The organism is Bacillus sp. BC05(2025) (assembly GCF_056725905.1).
Genome location: NZ_JBWYRA010000002.1, coordinates 408,029 through 434,914 on the forward strand (window position 1 = coordinate 408,029; position 26,886 = coordinate 434,914).

Below are 26,886 nucleotides of genomic sequence, written 5' to 3' on the forward strand. Positions count from 1 at the left end.
CCTTCACCTACTTATATGTAATGTTCTTATCACATACTATTTGCAAAATGTAGGTCTTGCTATTCATAAAAAAAATACTCATCTTATAGATGAGTATTTTTTACGATGATTTTTCTCTTTTCTTCCGAAATGGTAACCACCAATTCCAGTCTCCAAACAATTTCATTAAACTTGGTACAAGCATAAGACGAATAATTGTTGCATCAAGGAATATTGCTAATGCAACACCAAGCCCCATTTGTCTTACTGGTAAAATATCAGTAAAGGCGAATGCGCCCGTTACAACGATCATAATTAATGCAGCTGATGTAATAATTCTACTTGTTGAAACAAGTCCTTCTAACGTCGCCTGATCGTTATCTCCTGTTTCTTCATATAATTCATGGATACGTGAAATAAGAAAGACTTCATAATCCATGCTAAGCCCAAATACGAGACCGAAAATGAAGATTGGTAAGACAAATAGAACAGGACTTGCTTCTAAACCGAAATGCCCACCTTCAAATAACCAAACAACAATTCCAATTGTTGCGCTTAAACTAAGTATATTCATAATAATTGCCTTAATTGGAATGAGTATAGATCGGAATGCGAATAATAATATAACAAAGGTCGATCCAAATATAACAGACATCCCAATTGCAACTTTATCTTTAATTTCATCTTCTAACTCTTGTTGGAACGTCGTCATTCCGCCTAAATAATACGTAACATCTGTTTCTTTATAATTTTGTTTAAAATCACGAACCCACTGTTTAGCAGTTTCATCACGTGGTTTTGTTTTTAGAAAGACTTCTATCGTCGTCTTATTCCCTTTCGTGTATGCTTCAAATATAGGAGCTAGCTTTGCTACTTCTGGCGACGCTAATATTCCAGCAACTTGATCTGCTTTCATTCCAGTTAACCCGTCGTATAAACTTCTTACTTCATGCACTTTTTTATCATCTTTTAACTTTTGAATGACTTCTTCTACCTTTTGTAAACTTTCTTTTTCTTTCATATCTTTTTTCGTCTCTACCACTAACGTAACATCAGCATGTGTTTTTGCAGTTTTATTAAATGCCTCTTCGTACTTCTCATATGCAATTCTTGTATCACTTTGTTTAGGTAAAGCTTCTACGTCGGGGAACTGTAAATTAGCTGTACGTAATGGTAATAAACAAATCACAATAAATGTTGTAACAACAATAATCATCGCAATTGGGTGTTTCATTACAAATTGTGCAAATTTACGCCACGCCTTTGCCGGCGTATGTGCTACTTGATTCTTTTTTAATATTCGTTTACCAATTAAGGATAATAGCGCTGGAAGGAGTGTGAGTGAAAATAAGATACTCATAATCACAACAATCATTCCGCTAATTGCAACTGACTGAATATAATCAATTTTAAAGAAGAACAAACCGGATAATCCAACAAATACACATAATCCTGAAAATACGATTGCACGCCCTGCTGTCTGATATGTAATTGCTATTGCTTCTTTTACCGTTCGCTTTGCAACTTCCTCTCGAAAGCGATTTACAAATAATAGTGCAAAATCAATAGATAACGCAAGTCCAATCATCGGTGCAACATTTAACACAAAGATAGATAGTTCCTTATCGACACCTATAAAGTATAATATGCCCATCGTACTAATAACACTAAGTGCCCCATTTACAATTGGTAAAATAGATGCCAAAAGGCTACCAAATGAAAATAGTAATACGAGAAATGCAATTGGTAATCCAATCATCTCTGCTACTTTTAAATCATTTTGCGTTCTTTCATTAATCTCTTGATTAATTTTCGGAAATCCTGTAGGCGTTACTTTTAACGATGCATTACTTTCCTTTTCGACTTTATCAGCAAATTGTAACGTCTTTTCCATTCGTTCCTTATTTGTTTTCCCGGAAAATAAAATTGTCGCATAGCCGATATCATCTTGTAACATTTCTTTATTTTGCACTGGATGATGGAAAGATTCATATGTCTCTTTCTCTTGTACATTTTTTACAATTCCCTCTACTTGCTTTTGAAATTCCTCATGTGAAACACCTTTATTTTTTTCAAAAACGAGTAACAGCGTATCTTGAGACCTCTTAAAATCTTTATCTAAAATTTCTTTCGTTTTTTGATAGTCTCCTTCTGTTTGGAAACCGTCACCACCTAATACTCCCGGTAACTTTGGAGCGAAAATACCGAGTGCTATCGCAAGCAATAGTAATGCTACAATTACTGTATAACGAAACTGATATAAAAAAGCGCCTAACTTCCCCCACTTATCTACTTTATGTACATTTGTTTTCACACATTTTCACCTACTTTACATAATTCAATTGTTTCTTATAATGTATCACATCTTCATACAAACAAAAAACGTCTGGAAACACTATAATAATAGTTTTCCAGACGTTTTTTATCTCTCTTTATTAAGACCAAGTCTCTCAGTAAGTAAACGATGGCAATAAATCGCCATAATTAACAAAATACCACCTACGCAATAACCAGCTAAAATATCAGTTGGATAATGTACATTTAATATAACTCTACTTAATCCAATCGATACAATGACTATTCCCATCAAAATCGTTATCACATATTTCCCTGTTACACTCTTCAAATTTGCCGCAATGATATAAGCAAGAAACCCAAATGTCATAATAGATAACATTGCATGTCCACTAGGAAAGCTATATCCAAGTGCATCCAACGCTTCGTTTAACGAAGGACGATCTCTTTTCACAATTTCTTTTATTCCTTTATTCACAAGATGTGTTACTAAAATGCCCATAGGATATACAATCATCGCAGCAAAATAACGTTTTCTCCAAAAAACAAGTAAACTTATAATGAGCGTAGTTACGATTCCAATGGCAGACCCTAATTTTGTATAATGTGAGAAAAATGCAAACGACTCTTCTGTTTGTACTCCTTTTACTAATCCTCGGACATATGTATCCATCACTGTAACGCCACCCGCATGTACGCGCCAAGCAACAATGCCAAATACAGCAAGTAATAAAGCGATACATATTAGCTCATATTGATGTAACTTCTTCTTCAAACGATTTCCTCCTACTATGAAAAAATGCGATTTCTACTGTAGAAACCGCATTTTCTTACTTATTTACCTTTTGTTTTTAGCTCTGTCCAGTAACGATCATAGTCTTTTAACTTATCGTCCACATCAACAAGCCATTCTGTACGATCTAATTCTTCCTTCGTTAAGAAGATCATGTGGTTATCACGATATTCTTTACTATGAAGAGGATGAGCTTTTTCATTTGGATTACTGTATCCAATTGACTCGTAGTTTTTCACACTTACTTTTTCATCTAATAAGTAGTTCATAAACTTCTCTGCAAGCTCTTTGTTTTTCGCGCCTTTTGGAATTGCTAACGTGTCAGCCCAAATTGTGCCGCCTTCTTTTGGTACAACGTACTCTACATCTTTATTATCTTTAGCGATAAATGCTGCATCTCCAGACCAAACTGTTCCGATCCACGCATCTTCTGTAATAAATTTCTGTTTAATATTATCTGTATCAAATGCTAATAAGTTTGGAAGCAGCTTCTTTAAATCATCTGCTGCTGTCTTTAACTGCGCATCGTCTTTCGTGCTGTTTGAGAAACCATGCTTTTTAAGACCCATTCCTAACACTTCACGAGAATCATTTAATAAAGTTACATGCCCTTTATATTTCTCATTCCATAAGTCAGCCCAGCTTGTAGGTGCTTCTTTCACATACTTTTTATTGTATGCGATTCCTGTTACACCCCAAGTATATACTAAAGAATATTTATTCTCTGGATCAAACGCAGGTGTTTTGAAATTAGAAACCATATTTTCGATATTCGGGATATTCTTCTTATCTAACGGTGCTAATAAGTCCATTTTCGCCATTGTTTTAACCATGTAGTCAGATGGCTGAATTAAATCATACTTCGCACCACCAGCTTGCAATTTCGCAAGCATTTCTTCATTACTTGCATACTTATCATAGTTTATTTTCACGTTATATTTCTTTTCAAAATCTTTTAGCACTTGCTCATCAAAATTGTCAGCCCAGCTATAAATGTTTAACTCTTCTTTTTTTTCACCACAACCAGCAAGTACACCAGCAACAAGGCTAAAGCTAATTGCTGCGCCGGCTAATCTTTTCATTAATTTCATCGGTTTATTACCCCCTCGTACTTTCTATATCGTTCGTATTATAAAGGAAGGTGTCCTCCAGAGTTTTCTTCACCATCTGCACCTTTGTTACGGAAGATTTCAGATAGAACCATTAATCCTACGATAGCTACAATTAAAATTGTAGAAAGTGCATTAATTTCTGGTGATACTCCGCGCTTAACCATACTGTAAATGTATAATGGCAATGTTGTTGATCCTGGTCCTGATACGAAGAAACTAATTACAAAATCATCAATTGATAATGTGAATGTTAATAATGCAGCCGAAATAACTCCAGGTGCAATCGCTGGGAACGTTACAAAACGAAATGTTTGCCACGGCGTTGCTCCTAAATCATTCGCAGCCTCTTCTAAATCACGTCCCATACCAGAAAGACGTGCTGCTAAAATAACGACAACAAATGAAATGCTAAAAGTAATGTGTGCAATAATAATTGTTGTTTTACCAAGCTCCATACCTAATTGACTAAATAAAATAAGTAAAGATAATCCCATTAAAATATCAGGAATTAAAATTGGTAAATACACAAGACCGTTAATGGCCCCTTCATAACGATATTTATAACGATGTAATGCAATTGCGAAAATCACACCAAGAACAGTCGTTACAATCGTCGTTACGATCGCAATCGTCATACTATTTACAAATGCATCAATAACATCTTGTTTTTGAAATAAATCTGTATACCAATGGAATGTGAACCCTTCCCATTCCGCATTAATGCGAGAATCATTGAAGGAATATACCATTAAAACCATCATTGGAAAATACAAGAACAATAAAATTAACCAAGAATAAGAAACTAAAAACTTCTTCATTTTTGCCTATTCCCCTCCGTTCCCATCATATTTATATACTTTCGTTGCACGATAATATAAGTAAATTAACAGAACAGAGAATAGAACAACAATCATAGATAACGCAGATCCAAACGGCCAATCACGCGCTCCTAAGAATTGATTTTGAATTACGTTTCCGATTAATGCTACTTTCGATCCACCCATAACGTCTGATACAACAAACATTCCGATAGAAGAAACAAACACTAAAATAGAACCAGTAGCAATCCCTGACATCGTCATTGGTACTGTTACATTCCAAAATGCCTTTACTGGTGTCGCCCCTAAATCATAGGCTGCTTCTAGCTTACGCTTATCAAGCTGCTCAATCGCTGCATACACCGGTAAAATCATAAATGGTAATAAAGAATATACCATCCCAAGTATTACAGAAGGTGTATTGTATAGTAAATTTAACGGTTCACTAATAATGCCTAGCTTCAATAACAATGTGTTTACAAGACCTTGTGAACGTAAAATAACAATCCATGCGTATGAACGAACAAGGAAGTTAATCCAAAACGGGATCGTTGCCAATAATAAAAGAATGGAACGATATTTACGATCAACAATTGTAATTGTATACGCAAATGGATAACCAATTAGTAAACATATTACTGTCGTAATAACCGCAATTTTCACTGTTTCCCATAACGTCCCCATATATAATGGATCAAATACACGTGCTATGTTCTCTAATGTAAATTGCATTTCCACTGTCCCATATGCTCCGCGCTGCATGAAGGCAAATGCCAATACAAACAGAAGGGGAATTAGGAAGAATATTAACAGCCACGCGACTGTAGGTAGTGCGAGTAATTTCCCTTTTTTCAATTTAAGGTCACCTCGTCCTCTTGCTCCCAGCCTACGTATACATTATCTCCAATGCTCCACTGCGCTGCTTCTTCAGCAGTTTGATATGCCATTAGTAATTCTGATGTTTTCTCATCACGTACATAAAGCTTTTCCATATTTCCAACAAACTCAATGTCTTCAATATGTCCAAGATGGTATTCTTTTAAAACCGGCTCTTCAACCGAACGCACTTTTACGTTTTCAGGGCGAATTGCTACATAGCCTTCCCCGTTTTTCACAATATTATTTTCACCGATAAATGTCGCAACGAACAATGTTTTCGGCTTATTATAAATTTCTTTCGGCGTTCCAATTTGTTCAATATGTCCTTTATTCATAACAACGATACGATCACTCATGCTCATCGCTTCTTCTTGATCGTGCGTTACGTATATGAACGTAATTCCTAAATTACGTTGTAAGTTTTTCAATTCACGTTGCAAGTCTTTTCTTAACTTAAAGTCTAACGCCCCAAGTGGCTCATCTAGTAATAATACACGCGGATTATTTACAATCGCTCTCGCAATTGCTACACGCTGCTGCTGTCCACCAGAAAGCTTTGCAGGTTTACGATTACGGAACTCAAGTAACTGCGTTAAACGCATTGCCTCTTCAGCACGCTCTTTCTGCTCTGCTGCCGATACTTTCTGCATTTTCATACCGAAACAAATATTTTTCTCCACATTCATATGTGGGAATAACGCATAATGTTGGAACACTAGGTTCATATGACGTTTATATGGTGGCAAATCGTTAATCTTTTCATCATCTAACAAAAGATTCCCTTTAGTTGGGGTTTCAAATCCTGCGATCATACGAAGTAACGTCGTTTTTCCGCAACCACTCGGCCCTAAAATCGTTAAAAATTCCCCTTCTTTAATATCTAAAGAAAGCGGTGGGATAATCACTTGATTTCCAAAATGTTTTTCTACTGCTTCAACTTTAATAATCTTTTTCATTTTCCCGTCCAATCTACCTTAAATTTTAATTTTTATATTCATGAATACATATTTATGTTCTATAGACTATTTTTTGTTTCGATCCAAACAAAAATGGTTATTTAGCAAGCGTTCACTTCTATTCTTTATGTAGTATGTTTGATTCATTTTCGCATGATACATAATCTCGAACAGAAAAACCCCTTCCATTACGAAGGGGCTATTATCATACGGCTACGCCTACTGATAAACACCATCATCATTTTAACAACTTTCGTATGAATTTTAAAGCACTTTTTGTAGAAGAGTAACGAATTTTCATATCGAACGCCGTAGATTGGGCTAAAATGCTTTTATAATGTGAAAAAGTCCGAAAACTTTCTTCCCCATGATAACTCCCTAATCCACTACTTCCGACGCCACCAAAAGGTAAATATGGCGTTGCAAGATGATAGACAACATCATTAATACAGCCTCCGCCATACGAAATATTACCCGTTACCTGCCTTTGTACTTCTTTATCTTCAGAAAATACATATAACGCTAACGGCTTCGGATGTTGCTGAATCTTGTCAATTACCTCTTCTATGTTGTCGTACTCTATAATTGGTAAAATCGGACCAAAAATTTCGTCTTCCATAACAGCACTTTTCCATGTAACATTAGTTAACACCGTTGGTTCTATATGTAAAGTTTCTTTATTATAGTTCCCGCCAATTACAGTTTTACCATCTTTCAAAAACGTACATAAACGTTCAAAATGACGTTCACTCACAATTCGTACATAATTATCATTGTGCAGTGACTCTTTTCCATACTGCTCCTCAATTTCATGTCGCAACGCTTCAATTAACTGTTCTTTCACGGAAGCATGCACATACATATAATCAGGTGCTACACACGTTTGCCCTGCATTTAAAAACTTCCCCCAAACAATTCTTCTTGCTGTTACGTCTATTTTTGCATCTTTATGTACAATACATGGGCTTTTTCCGCCAAGTTCTAACGTAAGCGGCGTCAACTGTTTCGCAGCTGCCTCCATGACAACCTTCCCAACGCCCACACTACCTGTAAAGAAAATATAATCAAATGGTTCCTTCAGCAAAGCTGTACTCTCTTCAACGCCACCTTCTACTACCGCTACGAGCTCTTCTTGGAATAATTCACCTAACATTCTCGTTAGTACTTTAGAAACGTTTGGCGTTAACTCTGACGGCTTTAAAACGATTGTATTTCCAGCTGCCAGCGCTCCTACAAGTGGTGCAATTGCTAATTGAAACGGATAATTCCACGGCGCGATAATAAGTGTCACACCATATGGCTCTGGCACTACTTTTCCTTTTGATCCAAAGTGAGTAAGTGCTGTTCGAACTCGTTTCGGTTTACTCCACGATGAAATATGCTTCAATTGAAAGGAAATTTCCTTTAATACATATCCAACTTCCGTTGTAAATGACTCGTGAGCTGACTTATTTAAATCTAATTTCAATGCCTGAAATATTTCTTCTTCAAAACGCTGAATGCCTTCATAAAGCTTGTTCAAATTATTCTTTCTCACTTCTATACTTCTCGTATGACCATTATAAAAATATGCTTTTTGTTTATTTACAATAGAAGAAACACTCATTTATTCACCTTCTCCCACTATTTTTATCCAATTCTTTCATTATTTATATAGACTTTATCTATAATAAATTTCTATTCATAAAGTTACATTATATATAATTTCTTCTTTTATATAAAATTCATTGCTCACAAAAAAACTACCGAAAGAAAATCTCTCGGTAGTTTTACTGTATTAACGATATAAACGAACAGCACCTGCAGAATTATCATCAGCTTGTCCTACTACTTCAAACTTCAGGCCAAGATTCGGTAAAATACGTCCTGCATCTGGAATCTGTTGATTAATATACGTTTTTGAATCATCAAATTTCGGTACACCCGCTAAGCCATCATACGTAAATGTTCCACGCGTTGGAGATACAACTTTCCAAGCTGGTGTTTTGTCGAATGAGAACGCCGCATCAGCAATTTGGAATCGTGTACTACTCTTAACTGTCGGTTTACCATTTAAAGTTCCTACAATTGCTTCTGGGTGAGAATCAACTACGCCAAGGAAACCGTGTCCTGGATGTACGCCAACCCAGTTATCTGTGTAAGCTGAATCCGCATACCATACAACCATACCAGTGTTAAATACTGGACCGCGTGCAAATTTCAATGCGTTATCTGCACCAGCATAGTTTCTCCACTCTACATAATAGTTATGTTTTTTCTTCTCAGTTCCGTTAGATACAACGAAGCCGTCTAATTTTAATTGTGGTGTCCCTTCTGCATCATCAGAGAATACTACTTTACCATCTACTGTTAATGAAGCATTATCAAGAGCAAATCCATTTAATGCTAAACCACCATCAGTAATGTAATCAAATGTTAATTTTACTTTCTTACCTTTGAATTGGCTTAAGTCATATGATTTGTCAATCCATTTTCCATTTGTCGAATCTGCATTTCCACTATTAGCTTTCTCACCAAGTCTTTCAATTAACGTTTGTTTACCATCTTCTGTTACAGCATGTACTTCAAGGAAGTCATACTCTGCTTCAATTTCATATAATGATTTGAAATCAAATTTTGCAGTCGTTGCATTCGTTAAATCGAACAGTGGTGTTTCCATCTTCGTATGAAGATCGTCACCTTTTGTGCTGTAGTAATACTGTTTACCAAATGCTGGGGCAATTGTTTTTACATCTTTATCAGGTAAGTTTACACGAATCATACCTGGACGGTTAGATTTCGTAACACTTTGGTCTAAATATGTTGCTAGACCAATACCTTTATTTAATTTCTCGTAATCTACTTCTACGATATTTGCCCAGTTACCACCGATTGTTTTTTGGAAAAACTCTTTATTTTGCGGTGAGAAACTTGTTGGCGTTGTTCCTGCAATTTTACCAGCCCAGCTACCGCCACTCATAATAGACCAAGATTCAATCGGCTCACCTTGACCGCTATATTGTGTATCATACTCATCTGGAAGACCTAAATCATGACCATATTCATGTGCGAATACACCAACTGCGCCATCTTCTGGCTCAATTGTGTAGTCAAATGCTGCCATCTTTCCTCCCCAATACGGAACTTTCGCTTGTGTGCCTTCGATTGGGAATGGTTTCGGTCCAACAGTCCAGCGATGTGACCAAATTGCATCGTCACCTAATTTACCACCGCCTGCTTCTTGTCCAACACCTGCATGAATAATCATTAAGTGATCGATTAAACCGTCCGGTTGATTTTGATTTCCATCGCCATTTACATCGTATTGATCGAATTGGTCGAACTCTGATAAATCAATACCGCTATCTACAGCTGCTTTTAATGCATCTTTTACTAAATCACGTGGTCCTTTTGGTCCTTTATTATCATGACCGCCGCTTGCAGCATCCGCACCGTAATCAGCAGCTTTACCAGGAACTGTTAACCATTTTGTAACCGTTCCGTCTACTGTATAACTACCGCCAGATTGCTCTTCATAATATTGTTTAAATGTTTCAATTTTACTTCCATCATCTAATGTGAATGGCTCATTACCGAATAACATTTTTTCATAATGTTCTTTGTTAAAGTCTTCCGAATACATATAACCAGGTTCTTTATCGATATTGTTATGTTTAAAGTCAGCGTACTCTACAAGTAGAACGAGTACTTTATCTTTACGAACATCACCGTTGTACGCTTTTTGCTTTGCTGGAGATGTTGGTACTTTACCATTTAGACCACCCTTAACTGGCCCTGTCGCTGCAGGTGTTCCTGTCGCAGGTTTATCTAACTTTTCTTTCGTATCTGCTTTTGCATCTTTCACTTTCTTTAAAAAGTCAGATGCTTCTTTCGTAAGTGGGTCCCCATTTGATACTTCTTTCCCAGGATTTTCACCCTTTTTGTTCTCTACGTATTTTTCGACAGCTTTCTTTGTTTCTGTCTCTGAAGCCTTCGAATCAATTACCCCACGTTTTTTTAGCGCATCTGCTAAACGTTCTTCCGGAATTAAATGATCATCAACTGGGCTCGTAGCTGTCTTATTAACAGGCGTTTCAGCATATGCAGACTGGCCACCCGCTCCGAATGAAAGACCTAATACAGCTGTCAAAGCGATTGATGATAAAACTTTGAACGGTTTCTTGTTCATCCCTTATTTCCTCCCCTAATAAATAATATGTATTACAAATTGAATTTTATTAAAAATTCAATATTTTTTCAATATTTAGTCATATTATGTAATGTTTTTAATATATTTGTAAAAATTCCATAGTTAGCATACGAATATATCACAATTCAACAATGTTTTCTGAAAATATTGAAAATATTTGTCAGAAACTTTATAATCGCCATAGAGGGAATTTAATGGGGATTTTATCTTTGTTTTATCTACAAAATATTTGATAATTCACTACATAAAAATACAAAATCTGATTGTATTATCACGTATTCTGTAGCAGCAGTTATGACCGATAATTAGGGAGGAATTACATTTGTACAAAGATAAGACTGACGCATTGGATCAAGAATGGATTGATTTAATACTTGAAGCTCTAGACGCTGGTATCGCACTACAAGATATCGAACATTTTTTCCAACGTATGAAGCCGGCCACTCAGGCTCAATAGGTTTGTTCTTTTTAGCGAAGTTTATGTTATAATAATGACATCATAAGACGACGACATATTGATAGAAAGGTGCGCAAATATGATTGGAGAACGTATAAAACGCCTGCGTTTACAAAAAGGTATTTCATTAACTGAACTTGCCGAAAAAGCTGGCGTTGCTAAATCTTACATTAGTTCTATAGAACGAAATTTACAAAAAAACCCTTCCATTCAGTTTCTTGAAAAAATTGCAGCAGTTCTACAAATTCCAGTTGATACTTTACTTCATGATGAAACAACAAAGGAAAATCACTTAGACTCCGAATGGACACAGCTCGTTAAAGATGCAATGAACTCCGGCGTCTCCAAAGAACAATTTCGTGAATTTCTTGAATTTACAAAATGGAAGCAAGATCAAAAATAATAAATAGAAAGAAGTGCTTACAATCAGCACTTCTTTTTTCTTTATAAAAAAAGCGGGGGATACCCGCTTTTTTATTATTTTTCTTCGCCAGCTTCTTGGTTAGCATTGAATGTCCATTCTAAATTCAATGAATCGCCTTGGAAGATATTTTGGTCTTTTCCATCATCTACAAATTCAAATTGTACCCATAAATAATCCTCTGTACCAGCTTCTAATCCACCCTTTTCTCCCCACTCAGGAGCAAAGATGTCTTTAGCTAAAAGATCTGGATCGGTTTTTTGTAAGTCTGCTAAAGTTGTTTCATATACAGGTTCACTTTGTTTATCCCAGTTCCAAAGGAATTTCACTTTAATGTGCTTACCAAAGTCTTCACCAGCATTATCGCCTTTTGCATCTTTCACAGTATACTTTGTCGCTAATTTAACGTCTTTAATTGTTAATGAACCGCTATTCTTTAATAAGAACTCTTTCTTAACAGAATCCCCTGGTTTTAAATCTTTAATATCTACAAGCGTTGTAGGGTCTAATGTAAGATCTAACGTCCCAGCCGCAAATGTATTATTCGATACTTCTTTATCGCTAAAGTATGCGAATGTTCCTCCACCAATTAAAGATAACCCCAATGCTGCTGATGCAACTCCCATACCTAATTTCTTTTTCAGACTCACAATCAATTCCCCCTAGCTGTTTTTTTATATTTTTATTGCTATCTCTTATTTAAAATAAGAGATGTAACTAAAACTATATTAGCATTAGCTAATATTTGTTCTTTTTTAAAAACCTTATGTTCATTATAACGAACAAACCTATATAAATACAACAAATATTTATTAATATTTTCAGTTATTTTTATTTCTCAATATTATTCCGAAATTTCTAAAAAATATTGAGAAATAAAAAATGTTAATTAATATTTAAACTAATTATTCTCCTTCACTATCATACTGCCAACTAGTTTTCTCCTATCTTCTAGATTTTTACATGTATCGTTAAAATAAAGAGGATACGCCAAATAGGTGAGTCGCAATGCTCTCTCACCTATTCGGCTGTATAACCGCTATTCGCTCTATATGTTGCTGTATTTTACTTGTTATTCTTGTTTTTTACTCTCTTCTTGCTTTTTTGCTTCCTCTTGTTTCTTCTTCTCTTCTAATTTTTTCGCTTCTTCTTGTTTCTTTTCTTCTAATTTTTTTGCTTCTTCTTGTTTCTTACTCTCTTCTAGTTTTTTTGCTTCTTCTTGTTTCTTACTCTCTTCTAGTTTTTTTGCTTCTTCTTGTTTCTTACTCTCTTCTAGTTTTGCTGTTTCATCTACTAGTAACTTCTCAAAATCTTGAATTTGTTTATCAATCACTTGTAAATTAACTTCTTTATCAACATACTCACAGTTTTCTTTCACTATATGAAAACCAGCATTCACATACGAGAATACTTGCTTATTCGATTCAGTTGTATTTCCTTTTAACTCTTCTTGCACTTGATTATAAGGTTCTTCTATTGACTTATACACTTTTTGTAAAGATTCTCTCTCAGCAACTATTTTCTCCCGCCCTTGCTTCCACGTAACAAGCGCCTGTTCTAACTCTTGAACGGAGGTAACAGTTACTTTTGATTTCATCTCTCCATACTCATGTAAAATAAATTCCTTATGTTTCTTAGCTTGTTCTGCTAATTGATCAACTGTTTTTGGAAAAATACTTGCTGTAGAAATCGTAGCCGTTACTTTCGTTTCATGAACGAAAGTTGCTTCTGTATAAGTCATCATTTGAGAGCCTAAATAAAAAGTAATAGAACACAAACATGGCAATATAAGAATCTTTTTAAAATTGCGAGGTGGCTTCAGCATTTTAATCTCTCCTATCGAACAACTCGTTCTTTATCAAGAACTATATCTTTATTATAATAAAGTGAATTACAAAATGATATAAAAATTATCTTTCTTTTTACATTTCCCTTTTATCAGAAAAAGAGACTATCATTTTTGATAGTCTCTTTTTCTTGTCCTTATTATTTTCCTTCAGCTTCACCTTGTTGTGCATCAAACGTCCAAGTTAATTGTAGCTTATCCCCCTGGAATTCATTTTGATCTTTTTTATTATCAACGAACTCAAATTTCACTTTGAATTTATCAGACTTACCTGCAGAAATACCTTTTTCATCCCAGAACCAAGCAGCTAAATCGTTATTTACCGCAGTAAGTGTGTCACCCTTCAATTTATCTAGCGTTGTTTCCTTTACGATTGTTTCATGCTTGTCTACATTTTTTAAGAATGTTACTTTAATATGTTTACCAAAATCATCTTTATTATCTTTCTTCACATCTTCTACATTATAATCTGTTTTTAGTAGTACTTTTTTTATATCTAATGTTCCTTTATTTTCCAATTTAAATTCTTTTTCAACTGTATCACCAGGTTTTAAATTCGATACATTAACAACTGTTGATGGATTTAATGCTAAATCAAGCGTACCAGCCGCAAATGTATTGTTTGACACTTCTTTATCACTGAAAAATGCAAACGTTCCTCCGCCAACTAACGCTGCTCCTAATACTGCTGATGCGATACCCATTCCTAATTTTTTCTTTAAAGTCATGTCCATATCCCCTTGATTTATATATTTGTCAACTTCCTAAACGGAAAGTATAACCAAATGAACTAGACAGATTGTTCTACTTTTTTCTCTTTCTTTTCTCCGTCTATGCTACGAATAGCACCAAAAATAGTAATAGCGGAATATCCTAATAAAAAGACTCCTGGAATAATAAGAAGTAAAGCAGCTCCAGCTTTTGAATTTGCATAATTTAATGCATACCCTGCATAAGGAACTGTAATATCCGCGTATTTTCCAATGACATTCTCCGCAAGTACTGGTTCTAAATCAGCGCCGTTGTTGTTATCCCCTTTTGTTTCATACATTACTTTTCCATTTATATCTTTCACACCGATAATACGGTGAGTGATAATTTTTTGATCTTTCTCTTTAAAAGTAATAACATCACCTTTTTGATATTTAGAACCATCTTTCGTCGGCTCTATCGCAATGATTGATCCTGTTAAAAATGTTGGCTCCATCGATCCTGAAAGAACACTCTTAAATTGATATCCCATTACCGTTGGATCACCACCACTTGCTTTTGAAGAAATAACTACAAAAGCTAAGCAAACCATCAACGCAAATAAAACAAATGAGATAACGTTGCTAATCACCTTCCAAATTAATTTCATCGTTTCTCTTCCTCTCCGTTGTTTTATATTATTTGAAGTATGCAATATTCATTTTCGTTCTTTAACAAGAACACAACTAAATAATATAACGAACAAACTAGAAATGCAATAAGAAGATTTACAATTATTAGTTATTTCAAAAATAAAAAAGGCAGTTCACGCTGAACTGCCTTTTAATTAGTAATTTATTTTTCTTCTGATTTCATTCCTGTTGTATTTCGGCGTAGCACTACAAATAAAATAGCTCCAAATAGTACAGCAGCCCCTATCCCAATGCTTATTATTTTCACATTTGATTCTTTTACTTCAGGCGTAGCCGTATCTTTTTTAGGCATCGCAAAAGTAACATCTTCTTTTGAAAGAACATTTACCGTCGCAATTGTTTGATTATTTTTCGTAATATCAACTGCCCCAACTACCTCACCGCGATGGATTCCTTTATGATATAAAGAATCTTTATCTAATGAAGCCGCACGGAAAATCGTCCTTACGTTTTTCCCTTCATCTTTCTTAAGCGTAAGTACTGCACTTTGCTCAAGTTCGCTATCAATATCTTTATTTAAATATGTTGTTTTTTGATGCCAACTCTGTTTATCTAGTACCGTTTGCTTCACAAATTGACCGAAAGAATAGTCCGCCATCTGCTTCAAATCTTCATAAATTTCAGGTCTTTGAGAAGCCATTACTACATTTATAATACGATTTCCATCCTTCTCATTTAATAAAACGAGTGTATTGCGCGCTTCATTTGTAAAACCAGTCTTTCCACCAATACTATATGGATTTTCAAAATAAGTAGACTTGTTAAAAATAGACACCGTCTGTCTAGATGTCGTAACTGTCGTTCTTTTCGTATTCATTGCTTGCAGAATTTCAGGATACTTTTGTACACCTCTCGTAATCATCGCCATATCATATGGCGTAGTATAATGATTCGGATCATGCAATCCATTTGGCGTGACAAAGTGACTATCTGTAGCCCCTAATTGTTTCGCTCTCTCATTCATCATATGAGCGAAATTCTCAACACTTCCGCCAATATGCTCCGCAATCGCATACGACACATCATTCGCACTCAGCACCATTAAAATCATAAGCGCAGTATTTCTATTAATCGTCTCACCAGGTTGAAACTCAATTTGATAATTACTCTTCTCTTGATCTAATGCTAATTGTGAAAACGTAAATTCATCCTCAGGCTTCGTATGCTCCATAAGTAAAATCGCCGTTAACACCTTCGTCATACTAGCTGGAAATGCACGATGATGTGCGTTTTTATCATACAAAATATCTCCAGTTTTCGCATCAATCGTAGTTGCAAACTGACTAAAAACATTCGGCCCTTCCTTAGGTGGTGGGGCTACTTGTTCTGGATTCACTCCAATATTTGTCTCAGCACGTAACGTCATAGGTGTCAAAAAAAATAAACAAATAACGGTAATAAAAGCCAAAATTTTCTTAAATTTTACCATATGACTCTCCCTTTTCCCTATACTCTCACAGTTTAAAAATTGAATCTACCAATCTATATGTAATTTGTATTAAATTGGAAGAATATTCACTGTTTTTTACTATATCATACTTTTACGATGAATGACATAAATATACAATAAAAAATAAGAAAGAATTATTCTTTCTTATCCTTCTCATCAATCAATGAATCTATTAATTTTTGACTAGCTTCCTCAGGTGTAATCTCATCTGTCATCCCCATAAACGACCAACCTTTAGAATCAACCCACTCAACAAACTCTTGTAAAAACTCATCATGTGTAACATCCACATCAAGAATTGATCCATTAATCGAAATCGTTCTATTTCTAGATACACGCATCTTGAACGTTTTCCTTACCATTATAATAAATTCTCCCTCTACTCTTGAATAATTATAAAATAATCTTGTATCTCTGTTATACATGATTTTAAGTAAATTGTAAAAAGGATATATTGGCCAGTTTGCATATTGAAACTGAAAATCTACCATCATACAAAAATAGCAAACGATATGTAAATGATCATAGATGACTAAATAAATTCACATAAAAAACAAAACAAATTACATTTTATCACACCAAATACAAATGACTTCAGTACAATAAAATGGAATATACTAGAAGTAACCTTAACATAAGGAGGAACTCTATGGCCCGTTGTACATATTGTAACACGAAGTGGACAATAAAAGATGTATGGTCAATACTCGTGACATTTGAAAAAGATTGCCCGTATTGTTTTAGGAGGCAATATGTATCTAATGACACCTTTCATCATGCTAATGCCGTTCTACCTCTATTATTCTTATGCCCTTTACTTGTTGATTTAAGCGATGAAAACCCTTTAGATAAATATCTTAAATAATATGACCGCTACATCCTACTAAGTTTTTTCTTATCATTATCCCTTCAGACACTACTCGTATAATTGCATATGATTTCCTTTTTAAAACCTAATTTAAAAATATTGCAAAATTTCAGTTAATTGCATATAATTACTTTAGCATAAAGATTACAGATGCTGTTACATACGCATTTTTGAAGATCCCGTAGCTCAGCAGGGAGAGCGCCACCTTGACAGGGTGGAGGTCGTGAGTTCGAGCCTCTCCGGGGTCATAAAACCTAATAGTATCAAGGCTTGAGGGAGTATTCTCAAAAGCTAAAACTGTGGAGGTCTCCATCAGACACCACAAGTTAACAGAGGACTACTTCTAGTCAGCAAACCAGCTGGCTCAGGGGACGTCCTCTTTTTTGTTTCCATAAAACTGAGAAAGGACTAAAAAGAAAATGCTACTTAAGTTTGTATAGTAATTAAAATTATAGTTTTTACACTCATTGAAATCAGTTAGATAACTCTTAAGACTACCGTTTATCTAACTCAGATCCCTATTCCCCCTTCAGATATCCTAATTTAACGATACTCTACTTAGCAATTCTATACAAAAAATAAAGCAAGGATTTCTCCCTGCTTCTGTTAGCTTCTTTTATTGAGATGATTAACCACCAATATTCTTATCTGCCATTCTATACAATTTATATCTATTTTACCCCCTTCTTTTTTCGATTTCTAAATATAACCTCTAACACTACTACTGTGGTGAATCCTACAGTTAGTTGTAAACCTGTAAACAGCAGTTTATCATTTAGAGGAATATCAGGTGCACTCCACAGTAGTACCGGAGGGATAAGTATACCTATGATTACAAGAGTTCTCATTATCTTTCCCATTTTGTTTCCCCTATTATATCTTTAAGATTTACGTTTCTTTTTACAATTCTACTAATTTCTCACGTAGAACCAATTCACTCTCAGTCATATACCCTCTATGCATTTCCTCTACAATTTTATCATGATTAAAACATAATACTTTTTCATCACCTAAATAACCCACCGGATAAAGAACCCCTACATAATCAAAATCACGTTTATCCGCTGAAATGACCATTCTTCCAATAATCATAACAGGTTGGTTTAGATCTTTTAGCTTTACAACTGAACCAATCGGGAAAAGTTCCATCGTCATTCTCCGTTCTTTTTAGATATATTCTTCGACTTGTTACTCAAAATTTCTAATAGATAGGAAATTCCAATACCTATTCCACCAATAATCAATGCTGCAATAGCTGTTAAAAACCTTTTTTCCATTGGCTGCGGAAAAAAGAATGAAGAAAAAAATAAAACCGCGGTAAAAATATACATCAAAATACGTCCTTGTTTAAACATGTGTGATTACTCCTTTTTTTCAGGTTTCAAGAAAAAACCTCCTCCAAAACCTTCGTATGATGCATAAAAACCTTTCTCTTGACCCATGTGAAGCTTATACCCATAAGTCCCTACTCCCAATTCTAAGCGGATTGTTATATCGTGATCACTGAAATACGGAATAATATCCGGAACATCAATTTTCTCTAAAAGCAATTCATACTTGCGCGAACTATATTCCGCACCTACCTTCGCTGTATACTCATCATAACCTACAATACTACTAAAATCGTGCATTTTTTGAGTTACAGTTATATCTTCCATATAAGGAATATCCGTTCTTACATAAGATGTTTCTTGAGCGCGTCCCTCCACTTTTCCACCAATCAAGTTACCACTAGAAGCATCTTCGCGGAGTGTTTCTTTACTATACGGAATATTTAGCTCTGCAGAACCAGTACCGAACTTTGTATTTATTTTACTATCCTTACTTAATTCAAACTCACCATTTACTACTGTACCTTCTAATTTCCCTCCAAGTCGATCTCCTTCAGCACCTTCTGCCTTACCCGTAAGATATTCGACTTTATCATTATTTTTATTAAGAATACCAGAAGCCATCGCAATAGCAACATCCATATTATCTACCTGTTCGAATTTATTAGCAGAATCAAGTAGAAACTTCTCAAGCGGCTCTAATATGGTTATAAATTGTGCCATTTTAAATGATGAATCACGGAAATCCGTATTAAATTTCATATAGGTTGAGCCCAACCAATTACTAGAAATCATATCAATATCTCGTTTTAGTCGCTCCTGTGTTGCAGTTGCATTTGTGATAGTTGATCTAATAGTCCCTGCCACTTTTCGCAACTGTTCAGGAGTAACTTTTATATCCCCCATAGCCATTCCCCTTTTAAATATTTACATAGAATATTTTACCACAATAGAATTGTTGCAACTACGAATATTTTATATAATCTTACAACTCCAAACTCTTTCTATCCTAAAAGTTATCCTTTCGGCATTTGAAATTATACCTTATGCATTGGCGCTAACTCAGTAATATCATCTAGTCCCATTCTACGAAATTATTTCTACTATAAGTATCTACTATTAAATACGTAGACCTATTCCCATCCTATTTTTCTAGATAAAACTAAAGAGGTATACCTATCAACTGTTTACTGTATAGTATCACTATGTAACGGAGCTACAACAACTTTCATCCCCTATCATCTGCTATAACCATGAAAGATTGTTGATGGAGATTCTGAGTTCGAGCCTCTCCGGGGTCATAAAAAAAGAGAAACCATATCAACCTTCTACGTGATATGGCTTCTCTTTTTTATCTAAATCAATCACTTCCCACCAAACATCTTCTCCAAAGACTTCGCATTAGCAAACAATACTTCTTTCAAGTTATCATCTGCAACGATTTTATAGTCGCCATCTTTGTTTTTCTTTAAGTTCAATGTAACTTCGCGAGTTGCCATGATTGCATCTTTATCTGATAAGTGTTTGACGATTGCTGATGTCATTGTTTTTTCGATTGCTTTTTCAGATTGCTCTTTGTCTTCGCTAAAAGCGCTAGCGAAGGCCATTGGCATAACTTCTCCCACTGCTTTTGTTACAGCAACGGATAGATCGGCAGATGTAATTTTTACTTTCACTTCTGCTTTGTCATCTTTTTTCGATACTTCTTCTGGCTTTTCAAATTTAAAGTTTTTCGTAATTGCACTTAGCATCGCTTTTGCCTCAGCATCATCTGTTTTTTCGTTTAGTTTATTAAATTCCTTGTCATTCTCAACAAATGTACGAGCCTTTTCTACATCACCTTTTTGTATCGCAGTTAAAAATTCTTCTGTCGTATCTTTCGGGTTTGCACACCCTGCTAAAACACCTACTGTTAATCCTACTACCATCATTAACAGCAATAATTTTTGTATCTTTTGCACGTTCATTCTCCTCTTATCTTTTCTAGTAAGTCATCACTATAAAATAGTATGAAACTAACATTACAAACATTTTTTAGTATAGCATTTATATGATTCGTTTTCTATTCATTCCCAAAGATAAAGAGCCTTGCAGCATTCCTACAAGGCCCTCTTCTATCAATCCGTATCCGTAGCACAAATGAACCACATTTTATGCTCCTTACTATCTAACACCATCCAAGTAACATCCCACGCAACATCGTAAAACCAATCCGTCCATGGGCGATAGCTTTCAAACACTTTAATATCTTCGTATCGATCTTGGAACATATATTGACATACATTGACTGCTAATTGCTTGGCGATAACTGGTCGCTCCTTAAATGCTTCATATGCTCCGCCCCACAAAATTTGCGCGGCAATGCTACCATCAAGCATGACTGCTAGCTGCTCTTTAAAATGAAACTTATATTTTTCTGACGTATGTATTTTTAACTCTTCTAAGCTATTAATTATATCTAAAGAGTTAAAGATTCTTCGAAAGAAGTGCTCGTATCCATCTTTCGAATGTGGTATTTCTTTGAAAAAATTTTCGTTATGTACTTTAAAACAACTTATAACCGCTCCGCCATTTACGTTTTGTTCCTTGAATGTATGTATAAGTTGCTCAACAGATGAGTCATTCGTTTCTATTTTTTCAAATGTTCCCTCTTTCCATCTCATAACGTCCACTACTCTCTATTAAAATTTGTTTCTTCATTATAAATAGCAAAATAAAAACCAGCAACTTTAAGGTGGCTGGCTTATCTATTATTCATATTCGAACAAACAATAACAATTGCTCCAAGCACATAATGCCCCGCTACCATCCACATACTCCAATCAAAGATCATAAGCGATAACCAAAGCGATATATTAATAGCAACAAATAATACATATAAAATGAAGTCTCTCTTTTGTAGTGCTTCTTTATTCATCAAAATATAAATCATACCAATTGGCGGAAGGATGAAGCAAAGGAAAAAAACAAACGTTTTTCTTAACGACCATGGATATGAAGTTACTGTCTGCATATGGATCTCCTTTTTATTTTATAGTACTTTTAACATCGGTCTTACTACCCTATATTCATCACTATGAGGCTCCTTTATGATTAAAGGTGAGTGAGGATGTTTTTCTTCTTCTATCATTGTGAATACTTCTGTTTTTTCTTGTACTATGTTGGATTCACTATTTTTAGTAGGTTTTTTACTTGTTTTGATTTTCTTTGTTACTTCTCCGAGCCTTTGCCCTACTTCTTCTGTTTTGGCAGGTTCATGCGTTACATAATATTCCTGCCCCTCCCATACTAACATAGGTGGCACTTGTTCTCGTTTGTTACATATTATATAAGTAGCAGTAGCTACAAATAGTATACATGTTAATAAAAAGAAGATAGTTTTTTTATTCATATACTATTCTCCTTATCTATCATTTTATTAAATTATATAATATCGATTATATGCAGTAAATTGATTTAGCAGGAATTTTCGGATTTTATACAAAAAAGAAAAACCTTACTCCAGTAAGGTTCATTCTATAGTGATTGATTTATTAAAACGATCATTACGATAATCGCTATAAACATAACAACTAAACAGCCGATCATTTTATAAAAGCCTCGTTTCGTTAACGTCCCGCCTTGAACGTCTTTCCGAATAAATAAGAATACAGCTAGAAATAATACAAGCCCAATGCCAAAAGCATACATCATTTGCATATGTTAATCTTCCTTTCTCTCTTCCATCTTAATATCTTTTCGACAAAACAACAAATGAGATAAAAACTGTACTCATCGTAAGTGCCATAAGTATATTCAATAGTTCAGTAGCAGATAGTGTAAGTATTTTTAAGTTTAAGCCGAAAGAGAAAAGAAGATAATATGCCGTTAGCGCAAAAAAGCTGAAGAACATTCCTTTATAACGAATAAGTTTCATTCGCTCATCTTTTTCTTTAAATTGTGGGTGTAAATAACTTAAGCAAAAACACATAATCATCATACCAAGCAATGGATAAGTTGCTGGTGGTGGTGCAGAATGCGTCATTATACCTGTTAATATCATAAATCCACTCATAAATAGAAAAATAATTCCCATGATAACGAAGTACTTTTGTGAATAATTCATCCCTATTCCTCCCCTTCTTTTCCTTCATAAATAAATACATGTTCTATCGTTGTCTGAAATGTTTTCGCGATTTCAAATGCTAACGGAAGTGATGGATCGTATTTTCCTTTTTCAATTGAAATGATGGTTTGCCTAGAAACTCCAAGTTTCTCAGCCAATTTTTCTTGAGATAGTCCAAATTTTTTTCGGTATTCGACCATTTTATTTTCCAAGGAAATTTCTCCCTCCTTCCTTACACTGAGTATATATGTAAAGCATCCTTTACGTCAAGTTTCCTTTACATGCATTTTAGTTTGTTTCACTCTATTTATATAGAAGAAACTTTTTCAATTTCGGCACGTCTATTTTGTAATGAAACATGGAACACTGTAATGAACTGTTACTATATTTCCTCCTCTCTTTTTTTAAAATTTAATATCTCCATATTTGTTTTATCCTTTTAAAATATTTCATTTCTCTCTTTATTCCACGAAATGCGTTATTGGTTTTACTGTGTTTTTCGTCATATTTATAGAAACTAACTGTTTATGAAGCATTTTTTATGTTTAGCAACTTTTTTTGTAGAAATCCTTCACTTTCCTTTCAATATTTAACACTATCTAAATAAAGTTTACTCTAAATTCATAATTTTTTATTTTTTATACTATATTCCGTTATATTGTTGTATAATATCAATGAAAGCGCTTATTATTTCAATATACATAATTCGAACTCATTTTTATCGAAACATTCTAACTATTATACTTATATTTACATGCAACAATTTTAGTTATTTGTATAGGTATACCAAATATATCCACCCCATTTTTCTGTAAAATTACTTTATAACATGAAAGATTAACTTGGGTGATAAGTTATTGTGAATGTTTTTTTACAAAACAGATAAGTAATAGTGTTTGGTATTATGTAAATTATTGTAATAACATAAGAGTAAAGAAAACATTTACATTGATTATTGGTTCATCAATTATTGAAAAGAGCAAAATGCACCTTTTGTATAGAAAAAGGATTATATGCATTGGGAGGTTTAAACAAATGACGAGGAAGAATACAACGACAAACCCTTGGGCCAAGTTCCACGGTCCGAACCTTGGTTATGTTATTGAGCAGTATGATCTTTACGTAACTGGAGCAGGTTCTGTTGATCCGGAATTACAAGAGCTTTTTGAAATTTTTGGAGCTCCTTCGTTTCAAGATGATGTCGTAACAGGGGACAACACAGCAACACATTTTTCTCCTCAAAACACAGGGAACATTGAAAAAATTCTTAAAGTCGTTCAGCTTGTTGAACAGATTCGTTCTTTCGGGCATACGTTAGCTCACATCAATCCGATGGAAGATGCGGCAAATGGACAATCTCTTCTTGAGAAAGCAATGAACGAACTGAGCGATGCTGATTTGAAAGCGATTCCAGCAAAAACAGTATGGCAAGATGCACCAGAAGGTATTCACACTGCACTTGATGTAATTCATAGATTAAAAGAAGTGTATACACAAACTTTAGCTTATGAATTTTCTCATATACAAGATAGTGAAGAACGCGCGTGGTTGCATCAAATGGTGGAATCAAATTCATTGCGCCAACCACTATCAAATAAAAAACGAACTGCTCTTTTAAAACGTTTAACAGCTGTTGAAGGTTTCGAGCAATTCTTGCATAAAACATTCGTTGGGCAAAAACGTTTCTCTATCGAGGGCGTTGATATGCTTGTACCTGTTCTAGATGAGATTGTGCTAGAAGGTGCTAAAAATGGCGTAGAGGATGTCATGATTGGTATGGCTCACCGCGGTCGCCTAAGCGTACTTGCACACGTATTAGAAAAACCATATAGTCACATGTTTGCTGAATTCAAACATGCAAAAATAGAAGGCGCAGTGGCTAATTCAGGCTGGACTGGCGACGTGAAATACCATTTAGGTAGAGAACAAGTCGTTAGTAACGAAGAAGTTAGCACTCGTGTTACATTAGCAAATAACCCAAGTCACCTTGAGTTCGTTAATCCTGTTGTAGAAGGTTTCGCACGTGCGGCTCAAGAAAACCGTAAAAAATCTGGTCTTCCAGAACAAGATACTTCAAAATCATTCGTAATTTTAGTTCATGGTGATGCTGCATTCCCTGGTCAAGGTATTGTATCTGAAACGTTGAACTTAAGCAGATTGAACGCGTACCAAACGGGTGGAACAATTCATGTTATCGCAAACAATGCAGTTGGTTTTACGACTGATAGCTATGATTCTCGTTCTACGAAATATTCAAGCGACCTTGCAAAAGGTTTCGATATTCCGATTGTTCACGTGAACGCTGATGATCCGGAAGCTTGTCTTGCAGCTGCTAATCTTGCGATTCAATATCGCATGTTATTCAAAAAAGATTTCTTAATCGATTTAATTGGTTACCGCCGCTACGGTCATAACGAAATGGATGACCCAGCAGTGACACAACCACAAGTGTACAAAAAGATTAAAAATCACCCAACTGTAAGAGCAATTTATGCAGATCAATTACAAGCTGCCGGTGTTCTAAATGCAGATGAGATTGAAACAATTACTCAGTTTACACAAGAACAATTAAAATCTGACTATGCACAAGTACCACCAGCTGATACGAGCGATGCAACAATTCACGTTAAAGTGCCAGATGTTGTTGCAAAGGGCATTCAGTCAATTGATACTGGTGTTGAGCTTGACTCACTTCGTGCAATTAATGAAGGTCTACTATCTTGGCCAGAAGGCTTTAACGTATATCCGAAAGTGAAGAAAATTCTTGAACGCCGTAAAGATGCTCTTGAAGAGAACGGTAAAATTGAATGGGCACTTGCTGAGTCATTAGCATTCGCTTCTATTTTACAAGAAGGTACACCAATTCGTTTAACTGGTCAAGATTCACAACGTGGTACATTCGCACATCGTCACATCGTATTACACGATACTGATACAAATGAAACATATTCACCATTACATCGCTTACCAAACATTAACGCTTCATTCTCTGTTCATAACAGTCCGCTATCAGAGGCTGCTGTTGTTGGTTACGAGTATGGTTATAACGTATTCGCTCCAGAAACGCTTGTTATGTGGGAAGCGCAATATGGTGACTTCTCAAATACTGCGCAAGCATTATTTGATCAATATGTTTCAGCAGGAAGAGCAAAATGGGGTCAAAAATCTGGTTTAGTTCTTCTATTACCACACGGTTATGAAGGTCAAGGACCAGAGCACTCTAGTGCACGTCCAGAGCGTTTCCTACAGTTAGCTGCTGAGAATAACTGGACAGTTGCAAACTTAACGAGTGCGGCACAATACTTCCATATTTTACGTCGCCAAGCATCTATCCTAGGAACAGAAGCTGTTCGACCATTAGTACTGATGACGCCGAAGAGTTTATTACGTCACCCACTTACGCTTTCAACTGCTAGTCAGTTAAGCGAAGGACGTTTCCAACCTGCTCTAGAACAAGAAAACCTTGGCACGAAACCAAACAAAGTAAAACGCCTTGTTTTAAGCACAGGTAAAATGGCGATTGACTTAGCAGCAGAAATCGAGTCTGGCAAACATGACTACAACTTAGATGAAATTCATGTCGTTCGTATTGAACAGCTATACCCATTCCCTGCTGAGAAAATTCAATCTATTATTAAACGCTTTAAAAACTTAGAAGAAATTATTTGGGTTCAAGAAGAACCTCGTAATATGGGCGCATGGCATTACATGGCTCCAATTCTGTTCGAGCTAGCTGGAGATAAAGTGAAAACAGGTTATATTGGACGCCCAGATCGCTCTAGCCCATCTGGTGGCGATCCATTCGCTCACAAAGCTGAGCAAGAACTAATTGTTTCACACGCTTTAGATGTGAAGTATAACTTTCGTCAAGATAAACAAGAAATTGAAGTTTTCAGCAACTGAAAGTAACAATGAAGGTTTCTAGCTTGTTCCCTGGGCAGAATATCTGCCCAGGGGTAGGCTAACAAATGGAGATTACCGAAA

At 35.2% G+C, this 26,886-nt stretch carries 29 protein-coding genes and 1 tRNA gene; 5 read left to right on the forward strand and 25 right to left on the reverse strand.

Annotated features, from left to right (window positions below):
- Positions 1 to 100 precede the first annotated feature (100 nt).
- From ACZ76X_RS07995 to inhA1, 8 genes are all read right to left on the reverse strand, one after another.
- Positions 101 to 2,293 carry an MMPL family transporter gene (locus ACZ76X_RS07995; protein ID WP_479850121.1) on the reverse strand — a complete coding sequence of 731 codons (2,193 nt, stop codon included), beginning with the start codon at positions 2,291 to 2,293 and terminating at the stop codon, positions 101 to 103.
- A 108-nt stretch (positions 2,294 to 2,401) separates the two neighbouring features.
- On the reverse strand, positions 2,402 to 3,049 hold the full coding sequence (locus ACZ76X_RS08000) for a phosphatase PAP2 family protein (protein WP_142337616.1): 648 nt from the start codon (positions 3,047 to 3,049) through the stop codon (positions 2,402 to 2,404).
- 59 nt (positions 3,050 to 3,108) lie between these two features.
- Positions 3,109 to 4,158 (reverse strand): spermidine/putrescine ABC transporter substrate-binding protein PotD, encoded by a 1,050-nt coding sequence (gene potD / locus ACZ76X_RS08005; RefSeq protein WP_074607970.1) that lies wholly within the window; start codon positions 4,156 to 4,158, stop codon positions 3,109 to 3,111.
- Positions 4,159 to 4,196: 38 nt separating this feature from the next.
- Positions 4,197 to 4,997, reverse strand: coding sequence for a spermidine/putrescine ABC transporter permease PotC (gene potC, locus ACZ76X_RS08010; RefSeq protein ID WP_000714198.1), 801 nt, complete (start codon positions 4,995 to 4,997; stop codon positions 4,197 to 4,199).
- Between the two features lie 6 nt (positions 4,998 to 5,003).
- Positions 5,004 to 5,852, reverse strand: a complete 849-nt coding sequence (potB, locus tag ACZ76X_RS08015; RefSeq protein WP_000715494.1) for a spermidine/putrescine ABC transporter permease PotB — start codon at positions 5,850 to 5,852, stop codon at positions 5,004 to 5,006.
- Entirely contained in the window at positions 5,849 to 6,832 is a 984-nt protein-coding gene (potA, locus tag ACZ76X_RS08020) for a spermidine/putrescine ABC transporter ATP-binding protein PotA (protein WP_479850122.1), read from the reverse strand. The genes potB and potA overlap by 4 nt, the downstream gene beginning before the upstream one ends.
- A gap of 238 nt (positions 6,833 to 7,070) precedes the next feature.
- Positions 7,071 to 8,438 (reverse strand): aldehyde dehydrogenase, encoded by a 1,368-nt coding sequence (locus ACZ76X_RS08025; protein WP_479850123.1) that lies wholly within the window; start codon positions 8,436 to 8,438, stop codon positions 7,071 to 7,073.
- Between the two features lie 171 nt (positions 8,439 to 8,609).
- The gene (gene inhA1 / locus ACZ76X_RS08030; protein ID WP_001035920.1) at positions 8,610 to 11,000 is read right to left on the reverse strand and encodes a M6 family metalloprotease immune inhibitor InhA1; all 2,391 of its coding nucleotides are present in this window, start codon (positions 10,998 to 11,000) and stop codon (positions 8,610 to 8,612) included.
- Positions 11,001 to 11,343: 343 nt separating this feature from the next.
- Here inhA1 and ACZ76X_RS08035 point away from each other — a divergent pair, with 343 nt between their 5' ends.
- Together ACZ76X_RS08035 and ACZ76X_RS08040 are read left to right on the forward strand one after the other, a co-directional pair.
- Positions 11,344 to 11,478 (forward strand): anti-repressor SinI family protein, encoded by a 135-nt coding sequence (locus tag ACZ76X_RS08035; protein WP_000276215.1) that lies wholly within the window; start codon positions 11,344 to 11,346, stop codon positions 11,476 to 11,478.
- A 79-nt stretch (positions 11,479 to 11,557) separates the two neighbouring features.
- Positions 11,558 to 11,881 (forward strand): helix-turn-helix domain-containing protein, encoded by a 324-nt coding sequence (locus ACZ76X_RS08040; protein ID WP_000578880.1) that lies wholly within the window; start codon positions 11,558 to 11,560, stop codon positions 11,879 to 11,881.
- A gap of 74 nt (positions 11,882 to 11,955) precedes the next feature.
- Here ACZ76X_RS08040 and calY read toward each other — a convergent pair whose 3' ends face one another.
- From calY to ACZ76X_RS08070, 6 genes are all read right to left on the reverse strand, one after another.
- Positions 11,956 to 12,549: a biofilm matrix protein CalY gene (gene calY, locus ACZ76X_RS08045; protein ID WP_061185640.1), complete on the reverse strand. Its 594-nt coding sequence runs from the start codon at positions 12,547 to 12,549 to the stop codon at positions 11,956 to 11,958.
- Between the two features lie 422 nt (positions 12,550 to 12,971).
- Complete coding sequence (locus tag ACZ76X_RS08050; protein ID WP_479850124.1) at positions 12,972 to 13,724, reverse strand: DUF4047 domain-containing protein; 753 nt, start codon at positions 13,722 to 13,724, stop codon at positions 12,972 to 12,974.
- A gap of 161 nt (positions 13,725 to 13,885) precedes the next feature.
- A complete protein-coding gene (locus tag ACZ76X_RS08055; RefSeq protein WP_000172834.1) occupies positions 13,886 to 14,473 on the reverse strand; it encodes a CalY family protein in 588 nt (195 codons plus the stop codon).
- A gap of 62 nt (positions 14,474 to 14,535) precedes the next feature.
- Complete coding sequence (sipW, locus tag ACZ76X_RS08060) at positions 14,536 to 15,105, reverse strand: signal peptidase I SipW (protein ID WP_074542086.1); 570 nt, start codon at positions 15,103 to 15,105, stop codon at positions 14,536 to 14,538.
- Positions 15,106 to 15,290: 185 nt separating this feature from the next.
- Positions 15,291 to 16,577, reverse strand: coding sequence for a D-alanyl-D-alanine carboxypeptidase family protein (locus tag ACZ76X_RS08065; protein WP_479850125.1), 1,287 nt, complete (start codon positions 16,575 to 16,577; stop codon positions 15,291 to 15,293).
- 155 nt (positions 16,578 to 16,732) lie between these two features.
- Positions 16,733 to 16,960 (reverse strand): hypothetical protein, encoded by a 228-nt coding sequence (locus tag ACZ76X_RS08070; protein ID WP_000251864.1) that lies wholly within the window; start codon positions 16,958 to 16,960, stop codon positions 16,733 to 16,735.
- Positions 16,961 to 17,247: 287 nt separating this feature from the next.
- Here ACZ76X_RS08070 and ACZ76X_RS08075 point away from each other — a divergent pair, with 287 nt between their 5' ends.
- Positions 17,248 to 17,463, forward strand: a complete 216-nt coding sequence (locus ACZ76X_RS08075) for a hypothetical protein (RefSeq protein WP_479850126.1) — start codon at positions 17,248 to 17,250, stop codon at positions 17,461 to 17,463.
- A 178-nt stretch (positions 17,464 to 17,641) separates the two neighbouring features.
- A tRNA-Val gene (locus tag ACZ76X_RS08080) sits at positions 17,642 to 17,714 on the forward strand.
- 423 nt (positions 17,715 to 18,137) lie between these two features.
- Here ACZ76X_RS08080 and ACZ76X_RS08085 read toward each other — a convergent pair.
- The 11 genes from ACZ76X_RS08085 to ACZ76X_RS08135 all read right to left on the reverse strand — a co-directional run bounded on the left by ACZ76X_RS08085 (position 18,138) and on the right by ACZ76X_RS08135 (position 23,114).
- On the reverse strand, positions 18,138 to 18,326 hold the full coding sequence (locus tag ACZ76X_RS08085; protein ID WP_242261686.1) for a hypothetical protein: 189 nt from the start codon (positions 18,324 to 18,326) through the stop codon (positions 18,138 to 18,140).
- A 40-nt stretch (positions 18,327 to 18,366) separates the two neighbouring features.
- Positions 18,367 to 18,615: a DUF4176 domain-containing protein gene (locus ACZ76X_RS08090; RefSeq protein ID WP_098670144.1), complete on the reverse strand. Its 249-nt coding sequence runs from the start codon at positions 18,613 to 18,615 to the stop codon at positions 18,367 to 18,369.
- Positions 18,616 to 18,617: 2 nt separating this feature from the next.
- A complete protein-coding gene (locus tag ACZ76X_RS08095) occupies positions 18,618 to 18,821 on the reverse strand; it encodes a hypothetical protein (protein ID WP_000476182.1) in 204 nt (67 codons plus the stop codon).
- Positions 18,822 to 18,827: 6 nt separating this feature from the next.
- Positions 18,828 to 19,703, reverse strand: a complete 876-nt coding sequence (locus ACZ76X_RS08100) for a WXG100 family type VII secretion target (RefSeq protein WP_242261685.1) — start codon at positions 19,701 to 19,703, stop codon at positions 18,828 to 18,830.
- Between the two features lie 458 nt (positions 19,704 to 20,161).
- Positions 20,162 to 20,758, reverse strand: coding sequence for a hypothetical protein (locus ACZ76X_RS08105; RefSeq protein WP_479850127.1), 597 nt, complete (start codon positions 20,756 to 20,758; stop codon positions 20,162 to 20,164).
- Between the two features lie 156 nt (positions 20,759 to 20,914).
- Entirely contained in the window at positions 20,915 to 21,460 is a 546-nt protein-coding gene (locus ACZ76X_RS08110; RefSeq protein ID WP_479850128.1) for a hypothetical protein, read from the reverse strand.
- Between the two features lie 80 nt (positions 21,461 to 21,540).
- Positions 21,541 to 21,810 (reverse strand): hypothetical protein, encoded by a 270-nt coding sequence (locus ACZ76X_RS08115; protein WP_479850129.1) that lies wholly within the window; start codon positions 21,808 to 21,810, stop codon positions 21,541 to 21,543.
- Between the two features lie 18 nt (positions 21,811 to 21,828).
- Complete coding sequence (locus tag ACZ76X_RS08120; RefSeq protein WP_479850130.1) at positions 21,829 to 22,188, reverse strand: hypothetical protein; 360 nt, start codon at positions 22,186 to 22,188, stop codon at positions 21,829 to 21,831.
- A 125-nt stretch (positions 22,189 to 22,313) separates the two neighbouring features.
- A complete protein-coding gene (locus ACZ76X_RS08125; protein WP_001178300.1) occupies positions 22,314 to 22,496 on the reverse strand; it encodes a DUF3976 domain-containing protein in 183 nt (60 codons plus the stop codon).
- 28 nt (positions 22,497 to 22,524) lie between these two features.
- Positions 22,525 to 22,902, reverse strand: a complete 378-nt coding sequence (locus ACZ76X_RS08130) for a permease (RefSeq protein WP_097845375.1) — start codon at positions 22,900 to 22,902, stop codon at positions 22,525 to 22,527.
- Between the two features lie 2 nt (positions 22,903 to 22,904).
- On the reverse strand, positions 22,905 to 23,114 hold the full coding sequence (locus ACZ76X_RS08135) for a helix-turn-helix transcriptional regulator (RefSeq protein WP_000428510.1): 210 nt from the start codon (positions 23,112 to 23,114) through the stop codon (positions 22,905 to 22,907).
- Between the two features lie 823 nt (positions 23,115 to 23,937).
- Here ACZ76X_RS08135 and odhA point away from each other — a divergent pair.
- Positions 23,938 to 26,805, forward strand: a complete 2,868-nt coding sequence (gene odhA, locus ACZ76X_RS08140; RefSeq protein ID WP_098670137.1) for a 2-oxoglutarate dehydrogenase E1 component — start codon at positions 23,938 to 23,940, stop codon at positions 26,803 to 26,805.
- Positions 26,806 to 26,886: the final 81 nt, after the last annotated feature.

Excerpts from the sequence above, each read along its gene's own strand:
- potD (WP_074607970.1), bottom strand. The coding sequence starts at position 4,158 with ATGAAATTAATGAAAAGATTAGCCGGCGCAGCAATTAGCTTTAGCCTT.
- potC (WP_000714198.1), bottom strand. The coding sequence starts at position 4,997 with ATGAAGAAGTTTTTAGTTTCTTATTCTTGGTTAATTTTATTGTTCTTG.
- potA (WP_479850122.1), bottom strand. The coding sequence starts at position 6,832 with ATGAAAAAGATTATTAAAGTTGAAGCAGTAGAAAAACATTTTGGAAAT.
- ACZ76X_RS08025 (WP_479850123.1), bottom strand. The coding sequence starts at position 8,438 with ATGAGTGTTTCTTCTATTGTAAATAAACAAAAAGCATATTTTTATAAT.
- inhA1 (WP_001035920.1), bottom strand. The coding sequence starts at position 11,000 with ATGAACAAGAAACCGTTCAAAGTTTTATCATCAATCGCTTTGACAGCT.
- ACZ76X_RS08040 (WP_000578880.1), top strand. The coding sequence starts at position 11,558 with ATGATTGGAGAACGTATAAAACGCCTGCGTTTACAAAAAGGTATTTCA.
- ACZ76X_RS08050 (WP_479850124.1), bottom strand. The coding sequence starts at position 13,724 with ATGCTGAAGCCACCTCGCAATTTTAAAAAGATTCTTATATTGCCATGT.
- ACZ76X_RS08055 (WP_000172834.1), bottom strand. The coding sequence starts at position 14,473 with ATGACTTTAAAGAAAAAATTAGGAATGGGTATCGCATCAGCAGTATTA.
- sipW (WP_074542086.1), bottom strand. The coding sequence starts at position 15,105 with ATGAAATTAATTTGGAAGGTGATTAGCAACGTTATCTCATTTGTTTTA.
- ACZ76X_RS08065 (WP_479850125.1), bottom strand. The coding sequence starts at position 16,577 with ATGGTAAAATTTAAGAAAATTTTGGCTTTTATTACCGTTATTTGTTTA.
- ACZ76X_RS08070 (WP_000251864.1), bottom strand. The coding sequence starts at position 16,960 with ATGGTAAGGAAAACGTTCAAGATGCGTGTATCTAGAAATAGAACGATT.
- ACZ76X_RS08075 (WP_479850126.1), top strand. The coding sequence starts at position 17,248 with ATGGCCCGTTGTACATATTGTAACACGAAGTGGACAATAAAAGATGTA.
- ACZ76X_RS08085 (WP_242261686.1), bottom strand. The coding sequence starts at position 18,326 with ATGGGAAAGATAATGAGAACTCTTGTAATCATAGGTATACTTATCCCT.
- ACZ76X_RS08090 (WP_098670144.1), bottom strand. The coding sequence starts at position 18,615 with ATGGAACTTTTCCCGATTGGTTCAGTTGTAAAGCTAAAAGATCTAAAC.
- ACZ76X_RS08095 (WP_000476182.1), bottom strand. The coding sequence starts at position 18,821 with ATGTTTAAACAAGGACGTATTTTGATGTATATTTTTACCGCGGTTTTA.
- ACZ76X_RS08100 (WP_242261685.1), bottom strand. The coding sequence starts at position 19,703 with ATGGGGGATATAAAAGTTACTCCTGAACAGTTGCGAAAAGTGGCAGGG.
- ACZ76X_RS08110 (WP_479850128.1), bottom strand. The coding sequence starts at position 21,460 with ATGAGATGGAAAGAGGGAACATTTGAAAAAATAGAAACGAATGACTCA.
- ACZ76X_RS08115 (WP_479850129.1), bottom strand. The coding sequence starts at position 21,810 with ATGCAGACAGTAACTTCATATCCATGGTCGTTAAGAAAAACGTTTGTT.
- ACZ76X_RS08120 (WP_479850130.1), bottom strand. The coding sequence starts at position 22,188 with ATGAATAAAAAAACTATCTTCTTTTTATTAACATGTATACTATTTGTA.
- ACZ76X_RS08125 (WP_001178300.1), bottom strand. The coding sequence starts at position 22,496 with ATGCAAATGATGTATGCTTTTGGCATTGGGCTTGTATTATTTCTAGCT.
- ACZ76X_RS08130 (WP_097845375.1), bottom strand. The coding sequence starts at position 22,902 with ATGAATTATTCACAAAAGTACTTCGTTATCATGGGAATTATTTTTCTA.
- odhA (WP_098670137.1), top strand. The coding sequence starts at position 23,938 with ATGACGAGGAAGAATACAACGACAAACCCTTGGGCCAAGTTCCACGGT.